Genomic DNA, 11,665 nt, shown 5'->3' on the forward strand with positions numbered 1-11,665 from the left:
ACGTGTTCGCGGGTTGCGTGCGGAGCGCGGCTCCATGCAAAAAGCCCCGTGCGCGCGCGGGGCTCGCACAGGGCTCATCGACGGGCGTTCGGCGTGCAGGCCGGCGCTCAAAGCACTTCGAAGATGCCCGCAGCCCCCATGCCGCCGCCGATGCACATCGTGACGCAGACGCGCTTGGCACCGCGCCGCTTGCCTTCGATGAGCGCATGGCCCGTCAGGCGCTGGCCGCTCACGCCGTAGGGGTGGCCCAGGGCGATGGCGCCGCCGTTGACGTTCAGGCGGTCGGCCGGAATGCCCAGCTTGTCGCGGCAGTAGATGACCTGCACGGCGAAGGCCTCGTTCAGCTCCCAGAGGTCGATGTCCTGCACCGAGAGGCCCAGCTTCTTCAGCACCTTGGGCACGGCGAAGACGGGGCCGATGCCCATCTCGTCGGGCTCGCAGCCGGCCACGGCGAAGCCCAGGAAGCGGCCCAGGGGCTTGAGGCCGTGCTTGCCGGCGTAGGCTTCGCTCACCACCACGCAGGCACCCGCGCCGTCGCTGAACTGGCTGGCGTTGCCGGCCGAAACCAGGCCACCCGGCAGGGCCGAGCGCAGGCCGCGAATGGCCTCCACCGTCGTGCCTTCGCGCGTACCTTCATCCTTGGAGACGGTGACCTGTTTCGTGATCAGGCCCATCGTCTTGTCGGCGATGCCGGCGGTGACGGTGATGGGCGCGATCTCGGCGTCGAACAGGCCGGCGGCCTGTGCGGCGCAGGCCTTCTGCTGGCTGGCGGCGCCGTATTCGTCCATCGCTTCGCGGCCGATGCCGTAGCGCTTGGCGACCTGTTCGGCCGTCTGCAGCATGTTCCAGTAGATCTCGGGCTTCTGCTTTTCCAGTGCCAGGTCGCGGATCATGTGCAGGTTCATTTCCTGCTGCACGCAGGAGATGCTTTCCACGCCGCCGGCCACATACACGTCGCCCTCGCCCGCGATGATGCGCTGCGCGGCGGTGGCGATGGTCTGCAGGCCCGAGGAGCAGAAGCGGTTGATGGTCATGCCCGAGGTGGTGACGGGCAGGCCCGCCTTCAGCGCGATCTGGCGGGCGATGTTGCTGCCGGTGGCGCCTTCGGGCGTGGCGCAGCCCATGATGACGTCATCGACTTCTGCGCCGTCGATGCCGGCGCGCTGCACGGCGTGCTGCACGGCATGGCCGCCCAGGGTGGCGCCGTGGGTCATGTTGAACGAGCCCTTCCAGCTCTTGGCGAGCGGGGTGCGGGCGGTGGAGACGATCACTGCGGAGGTCATGTGCAAGATTCCTTGTTCGGTCAGCGGGAGCGGCGAAGACGCCGTGCTCAGGCGAAGGCCCTGCCTTCTGCGGCCAGGCGCGAGAGCAGCGGCGCGGGCTCCCAGGCGGCGGCGTCGTCCAGCGGGTTCTTGGCGAAGCGCTTCATGGCCTGCTCGACGTTGAAGAGGCCCAGCTCGCTCGCGTAGTGCATGGGGCCGCCGCGGTGGATCGGGAAGCCATAGCCGGTGAGGTACACCATGTCGATGTCGCCTGCCTTGCTGGCGATGCCTTCGTCCAGGATCTTCGCGCCTTCGTTTACCAGCGCGAACACCAGCCGCTGCACGATCTCTTCGTCGCTGATCTTGCGCGGCGTGACGCCCAGTTCCTTGCGGTGGTCTTCGACCATCTTGTTCACCAGCTCGCTCGGAATGGCGTCGCGCTTGCCGGCCTGGTAGTCGTACCAGCCAGCGCCGGTCTTCTGGCCGAAGCGGCCCAGCTCGCAGAGCCTGTCGGCCGTGCGGCTGTACTTCATGTCCGGACGCTCGACGGCGCGCCGCTTGCGGATCGCCCAGCCGATGTCGTTGCCCGCCAGGTCGCCCATGCGGAACGGGCCCATGGCGAAGCCGAACTTCTCGATGGCGCGGTCCACCTGTTGCGGTGTGGCGCCTTCGTCCAGCAGGAAGCCGGCCTGCTGGCTGTAGCGCTCGATCATGCGGTTGCCGATGAAGCCATCGCACACGCCGGATACGACCGCCGTCTTCTTGATCTTCTTGGCAATCGCCATGACCGTGGCCAGCACTTCCTTGGCGGTCTCCTTGCCGCGCACCACTTCCAGCAGGCGCATCACGTTGGCGGGGCTGAAGAAATGCATGCCCACCACATCCTGCGGGCGCTTCGTGAACGAGGCGATCTGGTCCACGTCCAGCGTGGAGGTGTTGGAGGCCAGGATGGCGCCGGGCTTGGCCACGGCGTCGAGCTGCTTGAAGACCGCTTCCTTGACGCCCATTTCCTCGAAGACGGCCTCGATGATGAGATCGGCGTCCTTCAGATCTTCATAGCTCAGCGTGGTCTGCAGCAGGCCCATGCGCTGCTGGTACTTGTCTTCCTTGAGCTTGCCCTTCTTGACCTGCGATTCGTAGTTCTTGCGGATGGTGGCGGTGCCACGGTCGAGCGCTTCCTGCTTCGTTTCCAGGATCGTCACCGGAATGCCGGCGTTCAGGAAGTTCATGGCGATGCCGCCGCCCATGGTGCCCGCGCCGATCACGCCCACCGTTTTGATGGCGCGCTGCGGCGTGTCGGACGGCACGTCCGGAATCTTGCTGGCCGCGCGCTCGGAGAAGAAGATGTGGCGAAGCGCGCGCGACTCGGGCGTCCACATCAGGTTGATGAACAGTTCGCGCTCATAGGCCATGCCGTCGGCGAACTTGCGCTTGGTAGCGGCCTCGACCGCATCCACGCACTTGGCGGGCGCGGGCAAATTCTTGGCCATGCCCTTGACCATGTTGCGCGCGAACTGGAAGTACGCATCGCCCTCGGGGTGCTTGCAGGGCAGGTTGCGCACCAGCGGCAGCGGCCGGGAATCGGCCACGCTGCGGGCGAAGGCCAGGGCCTCCTCGGCCAGTGACTCGGGCGAGGCGGCCATCTTGTCGAACAGCTTCTGGCCGGGGATGGAGCCGATCAGCTCGCTCTTGACCGGCTCGCCGCTCACGATCATGTTGAGGGCCGGCTCCACGCCCACCACGCGGGGCAGCCGCTGCGTGCCGCCGGCGCCGGGCAGGAGGCCGAGCTTTACCTCCGGCAGCGCCACGTTGCAGCCGGGCGCGGCGATGCGGTAGTGGCAGCCCAGCGCCAGCTCAAGTCCGCCGCCCATGCACACGGTGTGGATGGCCGCGACCACCGGCTTGGCCGAATTCTCCACGGTGCTGATGACCGACAGCAGGTTGGGCTCCTGCAGCGCCTTGTCGGTGCCGAACTCCTTGATGTCGGCCCCGCCCGAGAACGCGCCGCCCGCGCCGGTGATGACGATGGCCTTCACGGCGGCATCAGCGTTGGCACGCTCCAGCCCGTCGGTGATGCCCTTGCGGGTGGCATGGCCCAGCCCGTTGACGGGCGGGTTGTTCAGCGTGATCACGGCGATGTCGCCGTGGACTTCGTAGGCAGCGGTCATGCTCTGGAGTTCCTCGGATGTGAAAGGGTGGCAAACGGGGCGCCGCGCTGGGCGACGAATCGAACGATCGTGCTTTTCCATTCTAGGGGCGGTGGATGGCACGGCAAAGACAGGTCTGTCCCAGACCGGACAGAAGCGCGAGCACCGTCAGGCGCGACCGGCGACGGCATCCTGGGCCGACCGCTGGAACATGCTCGAAAAGTCGCAGCATTCCCGGGCGATCTCGCTCACCGACGACACCAGCACGCTCCGGCGCTCCGCCCTCCAGGACACTGCGTACTGCACCTCCGGCGCCGGCATGGCGGTGCGGAAGGTCTGCAGCGCGCCCGTGTCGATCCAGGTGGCCAGGCAATCGCGGGGCAGGTAGCTCACGCCCATGCCGGCCACCGTCAGCCCGATCAGCGGCAACACGCTGTCGGTCGAGATGGAGCGCGCGCAGTGCACCTGCTGGCTGCGCAGCCAGCGCTCCACCACCTCGCCCAGCACCGACTTCGGGCCCTGCACCAGGATGGTCTGCCCCGCCAGCTCATGCGCCGCCACCAGCCGGTCCGCGGGCAGCGCGCCCGGCTGGCACATCCAGGCGAACGGGACCGGCCCGAGCGAGCGGGTGGTGAAGCGGGGCTCGTCCAATGCCTGCGGGGCGATGGCCACGTCGATGTCGTCGGCCAGCAGCTTGTCGCGCAGGTGCAGGCCTGAATCCACGTCGGGCAGGATGGCGACCCGCGGGTACTCGGCACGCACGCGCTGCAGCAGGCGGGGCAGCCAGGTCATGGCGGTGAGCTCGGTCACGCCAATGCGCAGCCGCCGGGTCATCGCTTCCGGCCGGGTGAGCGCCTCCAGCGCCTGATCGCGCTGCTCCAGCAGCCGCACGGCGGCCTGCAGCACCTCTTCGCCCTTCTCGGTCAACCGGGCCTGCCGCTGGCTGCGGTCGAAGATGTCGGCGGACAGCACCGACTCCAGCTCCTGGATGCGCTTGGAAATCGCCGCCTGCGAGGTATTGAGCCGCTGGGCGGCGCCGGCGAAGCTGCCCGCCCGGTCGATCCAGTACAGCGCCTCGAGTTGCTTGAAAGAAAACATGGGCGAACGGGTGGTGGTTAACCCGGTCAATGTATCAATCTTCGATATCGAAAACCATCGATAAATATCGCTTTTCTTCAACTGCAAGGCATCGAACAATCGCGCTCGTTCCTTCCCCGCACCCAGATTCACCGATGAGCGCAATCCCCTGCCCGTACACCGTCCTTGCCGCGCCCGAGCCCAGCCCGCTGGCGGAGTCGTTTCGCGACATCGCCGTCTCGCACCTCAGCGACAACCTGCAGCGCCTGTCGGGCCTGTGCAACCTGCGGCGCATCCATTCGCGTGCCCGGCTCGTCGGCACGGCGATCACCGTGAAGGTGCGCCCCGGCGACAACCTGCTGATCTACAAGGCGCTCACCATGATGCGGCCGGGCCACGTGCTGGTGGTGGACGGCGGCGGCGACACCACCAATGCGCTGGTGGGCGAACTCATCCTGCTCTACGCCCAGCAACGCGGCTGCGCGGGCTTCGTGATCGACGGTGCGGTCCGCGACACCGCCGCCTTCGAGGCAGCGGACTTCCCCTGCTATGCCCGTGGCGTGAGCCACCGTGGTCCCTACAAGCTCGGGCCGGGCGCCATCAACGTGCCGGTCACGGTCGCAGGCCAGGTCGTGCTGCCGGGCGACCTGCTGGTGGGCGACGAAGACGGCGTGGTCAGCTTCCCTGCGGCCGAGGCGCCGGCGCTCCTGCAGGCCGCGCTGCGCACGGCCGCGCACGAAACGGCCGTGAAGGCCGAGATCGCGAACGGCCAGGTGCAGCAATCCTGGCTCGACAAGGTGCTGGTGCCGGCGGGCCTGGCCGATACACCCCGGCCGTGACGCCGCCGCACTCCCTCCATTCCAACAATCACCGGAGACATCAGATGCCCTTTCACCAACCCCCTCTTCTTTCCCGACGTACCGCCCTGGCCTGTGCGCTGCTGGCTTCGCTGGCGCCCACGCTGACCGCCCACGCGGCCGACTATCCGGGCGAGCGCCCGATCCGGCTGGTCGTGCCGTGGGCGCCGGGCGGCGCGACGGACGCCATCGCCCGGGTGCTGGCGGTGCCGCTGGGGCAGGCGCTGGGCCAGTCCGTGATCGTGGACAACCGCCCCGGCGCCGGCGGCAACATCGGCACGGGGCAGTTCGTGCGCGAAAAGGCCGACGGCTACACGCTGATCATGGCGACCAGCTCCACCAACGCCGTGAATCCGCATCTCTACAGCAAGCTACCCTTCGACCCGGCGAAGGACTTCACGCCGGTGGCCTTCGTGGCCTCGGTACCCAACGTGCTGGTGGTGCGCGCCGCATCGCCCTACAAGACGCTGGCCGAGCTGCTGGCGGCGGCGCGCGCCCAGCCGGGCAAGCTGTCGTATGGCTCGGCGGGCAATGGCTCGTCGCAGCATCTGGCCGGCTCGATGCTCGTTCGCGCCACGCAACTGCAGATGACGCACGTTCCCTACAAGGGCAGCGGGCCGGCGGCCAGCGACCTCATGGCCGGGCACCTGGACATGATGCTGGACACCGGCTCGCTGCCCCACGTGCAGGGCGGCACGCTGCGGGCGCTGGCGGTCGCGTCGAAAAAGCGCATGGCCGCCCTGCCGGAGGTGCCAACCTTCGAGGAAGCCGGCGTGCCCGGGGGCATCCAGGCGTCGGCCTGGTACGGTGTCATGGCGCCGGCCGGCCTGCCGAAAGACATCACCCAGCGGCTCAACCGCGAGATCAACAAGATCCTGCAGCAGCCGGCGGTGGCGCGGCATCTGCAGGAATTCGGCGCGGAAACCAACCCGGGCACGCCCGAGCAGTTCCAGGCGTTCGCCGCCAGCGAGGTGGCGCGCTACCAGGCCATCGTGAAGGACTCGGGCGCCAAGCTGGAGTGACGCGGCCGCGGGGCCGGCGGGCGGGCGGTGGGGCACCGCCCCCGCGTGCCTGCCTTCACACCTCCAGCCACTCCTTGCGCACGTAGGTGTTGGCGCGCAGGTCGCCCGGCGTGCCCTCGAACACGATGCTGCCGTGCCCCATCACCAGCGCCCGGTCGGAGATGGTCATGGCGATGGTGAGCTTTTGCTCGATGAGCAGCACCGACACGCCGCGCGACTTGATCTTCACCAGGTACTCGGCCACCAGCTCCACGATCTTGGGCGCCAGGCCCTCGGTGGGCTCGTCGATGATGATGAGCTCCGGGTCGCCCATCAGCGTGCGGCACAGGGTGAGCATCTGCTGCTCGCCGCCCGACATGACGCCGGCCTCGGTGTGCTGGCGCTCCTTCAGGCGCGGGAACATCTCGTACATGTCGTCGAAGCTCCAGCGGCTGCCGCGGCCGTTGCCCTTCTGGCCGAGCAGCAGGTTCTGGTGCACGGTCAGATTCGGGAAGATGTCGCGGCTCTCGGGCACATAGCCGATGCCCCGGTGGGCGATCTCGTACGCCTTGCGCCCCTGCAGGCTTTCGCCCTTCCAGGCCAGGCCCCCTTCCCAGTGCACAAGTCCCATGATGGCCTTGGCGGTGGTCGAGCGGCCCGAGCCGTTGCGGCCCAGCAGCGCGACAATCTCGCCGGGCTGCACGTCGAACGAGACGCCATGCAGCACGTGGCTCTTGCCGTAATACGCGTGCAGTTGATCGATGTGAAGCATTCAGTGGCCCCCTTCCTGCTGCGCGGCGATGACGGAGCCGAGGTAGGCCTCCTGGACCCGGGGGTTGGCCCGCACGGCTTCGGGAGTGTCGTAGGCGATCACCTCGCCATAGACCACCACGGCGATCTTGTCGGCCAGGCCGAAGACCACCCCCATGTCGTGCTCCACGGTCAGCAGCGTGCGGCCCACGGTCACTTCCTTGATGAGGTGGATGAAGCGCGTGGTCTCGCTCTTGCTCATGCCGGCGGTGGGCTCGTCCAGCAGGATGACGTTGGCGCCGCCAGCGATGGTGATGCCGATCTCCAGGGCGCGCTGCTCGGCGTAGGTCAGGTTCATCGCCAGCGTGTCGCGCTTCTTGTCCAGGCGGATCTGCTGCATGAGCTGCTCGGCCCGCTCGTTCGCATCATGGAGCCGCGAGAGGAACTTAAGGAAGGTGTAGCGGTAGCCCAGGCTCCACAGCACGCCGCAGCGCAGGTTCTCGAACACGCTGAGCTTGGGGAAGATGTTGGTGATCTGGAAGCTGCGCGACAGCCCCATGCGGTTGATCTCATACGGCGCCTTGCCGTCGATGCGCTGGCCGTTCAGCAGCACCTCGCCGCTGGTGGCGCCAAAGCGCCCGCTGATGAGGTTGAACAGCGTGGACTTGCCCGCGCCGTTGGGGCCGATGATGGCCACGCGCTCGCCCGGCGCCACGGACAGGTTGGCGCCCCGGATGATCTCGGTCTTGCCGAAGCTCTTGCGCAGGTCGCGCAATTCGAGCGCCGGGGTGGCCGCGGGCGTGGTCGCAGGTGTCTTCACGGGTGTAGTGGCGGTCACGGTCAGGTCGTCGCGGTTCATTCAGGCGCCCTCCCCGCGCTTGACGGCATGTTCGATTTCCTCCTGGATCACGCTCCAGCGGCGCACGAAGCGGCGTCGGCATACCTCGAAGAGGCCGATGCCGATGGCGAACAGCAGCCCCGCCCCCGCCCAGGTGCCGAAGGCCCGCGCATCGAGCGTGACGCCCATGAAGGGCAGCTTCGGGCCGAGCGCGGCGTTGAGCTGCAGGTGATAGGTCATCTCGACCATGGCAGCGGCGCCCAGCAGCGCGACCAGCGCGGTGGCGGTGAGCGCCAGATAGGACGGCAGCAGCTGCTTGAGCTTGCCGAAGCGCGCCAGCCGCAGGTTCATCATGATGAGGCTGGCGATGCCGCCCGGCGCATACATCACCATGAAGAGGAAGGCCAGGCCCAGGTAGAGCAGCCACGCCTTCGACAGCTCGGACAGCAGCACCGAGGCCAGCACCAGCAGCACGGCGCCGATGATGGGGCCGAAGAAGAAGGTGGCGCCGCCGAGGAAGGTGAACAGCAGGTAGCCGCCCGAGCGCACCACGCTCACGCTGTCGGCCGCCGTGACGATCTCGAAGTTGATGGCGGCCAGCCCCCCGCCCACGCCGGCGAAGAAGCCCGCGATGATGAAGGCGTAGTAGCGCACGCGCTGGGTGTTGTAGCCGATGAACTCCACCCGTTCGGGGTTGTCGCGCACCGCGTTCAGGATGCGGCCGAGCGGCGTGCCGGTGAACGCGAACATCAGCGCCGTGCAGATGAAGCAGTACACCGCGATCAGGTAATACACCTGGATGGCCGGGCCGAAGCTGATGCCGAAGAACGACTTGCCGTACACCCGGTCGGTGGTGATGCCGCCTTCGCCACCGAAGAACTCGGGGAACATCAGCGCCATCGAAGCCACCAGCTCGCCGATGCCCAGCGTGATCATGGCGAAGGTGGTGCCCGATTTCTTGGTGGTGACGAAGCCCAGCAGCACCGCGAAGAAGAGCCCGGCCAGGCCGCCCACCAGCGGAATGAACACCAGCGGGATCGGCAGCGCGCCCTTGCCGGCCAGGTTCATGGCATGGATGGCGATGAACGAGCCCAGCCCCGTGTACACCGCGTGGCCGAAGCTCAGCATGCCGCCCTGCCCGAGCAGGATGTTGTATGACAGGCAGATGATGATGAGATAGCCGACCTGCGCCAGCATGGTCAGCGCCAGGCTGCTGGTGAAGACCCAGGGCGCGGCGATCAGCGCCAGCGCGAAGGCGGTCCAGACGACGAAGCGGCCCACGTTGAGCGGCCTGAAGCGGTGGTATCGCACGGCGGCAGGCGCGGTCCCGGGGCTGGTCGATGGCGAGGAAGAGGATGGGTTTTGGCTCATGCGTCAGTCCTCCCGGGTACCCAGCAGGCCCTTGGGCCGGAAGATCAGGATCAGCACCAGGAAGAGGTACGGAAGGATCGGGGCGATCTGCGAGATGGTGAGCTTGAGCACCGGCCAGCCGAAGGTCTGCTCGGTCACCTGCACCCCGAAGCGGGCGAAGGCATGCACCAGCGAGTAGTCGAGCGCCACGGCGAAGGTCTGCACCAGGCCGATGAGCAGCGAGGCGATGAACGCCCCCGCCAGCGAGCCCATGCCGCCCACCACCACCACCACGAAGATGATGGAGCCTACCGATGCCGCCATGGCCGGCTCGGTGATGTAGGTATTGCCGCCGATCACGCCGGCCAGGCCCGCCAGCGCACAGCCGCCGCCGAACACCAGCATGAAGACGCGCGGCACGTTGTGGCCCAGCGCCTCGACCATGTCCGGGTGCTTCAGCGCCGCCTGGATGACAAGGCCGATGCGGGTGCGGGTCAGCAGCAGCCACACCGACACGAGCATCAGCAGCGCCACCAGCATGATGAAGGAGCGCGACTTGGGGAACTGCGTGCCGTAGAGCGTGAAGAGCGGCCCCTGCAGCTGGCTGGGCAAGGCGTAGGGCACGGTGGAGCGGCCCCAGATGAGCTGCACCACCTCCAGGATGAGGTAGGACAGGCCGAACGTGACCAGCAATTCGGGCACGTGGCCGAACTTGTGCACGCGCCGCAGCGCGAAGCGCTCGAAGGCCGCGCCCATGGCGCCGATCAGCAGCGGCGAGATGACGAGCGCCGGCCAGAAGCCGATCACGCCCGAGATCGAATAGGCCAGGTAGGCGCCCAGCATGTAGAAGCTGGTGTGGGCGAAGTTGAGCACGCCCATCATGCTGAAGATCAGCGTCAGCCCCGAACTCAACATGAACAGCAGCAAGCCGTAGCTCACGCCGTTCAGCAACGAGATGGCGAAAAACTCAAGGTTCATCGGAGAGGTCGGAGGCTGGGGTGAAAAAAAGGCCCGAAGCGAGTCGGGCCCCGAACGGCTGGACGCGTGTGCCGCGTCAGGACGGCCGCTTCATCTGGCACGAGGTGGGCGTGCTGGCGACGTAGGGCTCGTAGTACTTCACCGGCACGAAGGTGTAGCCCGTGTTCTCGGCGTCGTTGGGGTACTTGCCGCCGGCCTTTTCCCACTTCGACACGAAGAGGCCCTGCTGCAGCTGGTGGTCGCTCTTGCGCATCTCCACCTCGCCGTTGAAGCTGTTGAACTTCATGCCTTCCATCACGGCGGCCACCTTCACGGGGTCGGTGGACCTGGCCTTGACGAAGCTGTTGTCCAGGATGGCGAACGCATGGTAGACGGCGCCGGTGTACATGTCGTCGTTGAACTTGGCCTTGTAGTCCTTGACGATGCGGCCGATGTCGCCCGGCAGGTTCAGGTGGTTGTACGACACCATGTACACCCGGCCCGCAGACGCCGCGCCCATGGCCGTGGGGCTGCCGGTGACGCCGCCGTAATAGGTGTAGAAGTTGACGTTGTTCAGGCCCGCGTCGTTGGCCGCCTTGATGAGCAGCGCCAGGTCGGAACCCCAGTTGCCGGTGATCACCGTGTCGGCGCCCGACTGCTTGATCTTGGCGATGTAGGGCGCGAAGTCGCGCACCTGCGCCAGCGGGTGCAGGTCGTCGCCCACGATCTGCACGTCGGGGCGCTTGCGCGCCAGGTTTTCCTTGGCGTACTTGGCCACCTGCTGGCCGTGCGAATAGTTCTGGTTGATCAGGTAGACCTTCTTGACCTCGGGCACGTCCTTGATGAAGGTGGTCATGGCTTCCATCTTCATCGACGTGTCGGCGTCGAGCCGGAAGTGCCAGTAGCTGCACTTGCTGTTGGTGAGGTCCGGGTCCACCGCCGCGTAGTTGAGGAAGACGACCTCCTTGCCCGGGTTGCGGGCGTTGTGCTTTTCCAGCGCGTCCATGATGGCCAGCGCCGGGCCCGAGCCGTTGCCCTGCACCACGTAACGGGCACCCTGGTCCATCGCGGAGCGCAGCGCGCTGGTGGTCTCCTGCGGGCTCAGCTTGTTGTCGATACCGATGATCTCGAACTTCACGCCCGAGGCGTTCTTCTTGCTGAACTCGTCGGCGATGAACTGGAAGCTCTTCAACTGGTTGGTGCCGACCGCCGCCATCAGGCCGGACAGGGGGTCCAGCCAGGCGATCTTGACGGTCTCACCCTTTTGGGCGAATGCGCCGCCAGCGCTCGCCAACAGGACGGATGCTGCTATTGCCTTGATAGCGAAGCCCATGGTCTGTCTCCTTTTTTTGAGGTCAACGGGTTGTCAACACGATGCAGCGTATCGGCAAGGGCCAGGGTTCGTTTCAGGGAATGCCCGTAGCCG

At 67.1% G+C, this 11,665-nt stretch carries 10 protein-coding genes; 2 read left to right on the plus strand and 8 right to left on the minus strand.

Translation table 11 applies throughout. The annotated features are described in order from the left end of the window. Positions 1 to 107: 107 nt before the first annotated feature. The 3 genes from ABWV53_RS09125 to ABWV53_RS09135 all read right to left on the minus strand — a co-directional run bounded on the left by ABWV53_RS09125 (position 108) and on the right by ABWV53_RS09135 (position 4,507). Positions 108 to 1,283, minus strand: a complete 1,176-nt coding sequence (locus tag ABWV53_RS09125; RefSeq protein WP_353365093.1) for an acetyl-CoA C-acyltransferase — start codon at positions 1,281 to 1,283, stop codon at positions 108 to 110. A gap of 47 nt (positions 1,284 to 1,330) precedes the next feature. After that, positions 1,331 to 3,430: a 3-hydroxyacyl-CoA dehydrogenase NAD-binding domain-containing protein gene (locus ABWV53_RS09130; RefSeq protein ID WP_353365095.1), complete on the minus strand. Its 2,100-nt coding sequence runs from the start codon at positions 3,428 to 3,430 to the stop codon at positions 1,331 to 1,333. A 147-nt stretch (positions 3,431 to 3,577) separates the two neighbouring features. Further along, positions 3,578 to 4,507 (minus strand): LysR family transcriptional regulator, encoded by a 930-nt coding sequence (locus ABWV53_RS09135; RefSeq protein WP_353365097.1) that lies wholly within the window; start codon positions 4,505 to 4,507, stop codon positions 3,578 to 3,580. A gap of 134 nt (positions 4,508 to 4,641) precedes the next feature. Between ABWV53_RS09135 and ABWV53_RS09140 the strand changes: the two genes are divergently transcribed. Together ABWV53_RS09140 and ABWV53_RS09145 are read left to right on the plus strand one after the other, a co-directional pair. Next, positions 4,642 to 5,325 (plus strand): RraA family protein, encoded by a 684-nt coding sequence (locus ABWV53_RS09140; RefSeq protein ID WP_353365099.1) that lies wholly within the window; start codon positions 4,642 to 4,644, stop codon positions 5,323 to 5,325. A 44-nt stretch (positions 5,326 to 5,369) separates the two neighbouring features. Beyond that, the gene (locus tag ABWV53_RS09145; protein ID WP_353365101.1) at positions 5,370 to 6,365 is read left to right on the plus strand and encodes a Bug family tripartite tricarboxylate transporter substrate binding protein; all 996 of its coding nucleotides are present in this window, start codon (positions 5,370 to 5,372) and stop codon (positions 6,363 to 6,365) included. A gap of 55 nt (positions 6,366 to 6,420) precedes the next feature. On the opposite strand, the gene ABWV53_RS09150 is transcribed toward ABWV53_RS09145, so the two are convergent. The 5 genes from ABWV53_RS09150 to ABWV53_RS09170 form a co-directional block, all read right to left on the minus strand. Beyond that, positions 6,421 to 7,116, minus strand: a complete 696-nt coding sequence (locus ABWV53_RS09150) for an ABC transporter ATP-binding protein (protein ID WP_353365103.1) — start codon at positions 7,114 to 7,116, stop codon at positions 6,421 to 6,423. After that, a complete protein-coding gene (locus ABWV53_RS09155) occupies positions 7,117 to 7,953 on the minus strand; it encodes an ABC transporter ATP-binding protein (protein ID WP_353365105.1) in 837 nt (278 codons plus the stop codon). Further along, positions 7,954 to 9,303: a branched-chain amino acid ABC transporter permease gene (locus tag ABWV53_RS09160; RefSeq protein WP_353365107.1), complete on the minus strand. Its 1,350-nt coding sequence runs from the start codon at positions 9,301 to 9,303 to the stop codon at positions 7,954 to 7,956. Between the two features lie 3 nt (positions 9,304 to 9,306). Then, the gene (locus tag ABWV53_RS09165; RefSeq protein ID WP_353365109.1) at positions 9,307 to 10,260 is read right to left on the minus strand and encodes a branched-chain amino acid ABC transporter permease; all 954 of its coding nucleotides are present in this window, start codon (positions 10,258 to 10,260) and stop codon (positions 9,307 to 9,309) included. Positions 10,261 to 10,336: 76 nt separating this feature from the next. Then, entirely contained in the window at positions 10,337 to 11,572 is a 1,236-nt protein-coding gene (locus ABWV53_RS09170; RefSeq protein ID WP_353365111.1) for a branched-chain amino acid ABC transporter substrate-binding protein, read from the minus strand. Between the last annotated feature and the right edge of the window lie 93 nt (positions 11,573 to 11,665).

Source organism: Acidovorax sp. FG27 (assembly GCF_040365715.1).
In the GTDB taxonomy this organism is placed as follows: Bacteria; Pseudomonadota; Gammaproteobacteria; order Burkholderiales; family Burkholderiaceae_C; genus Paracidovorax.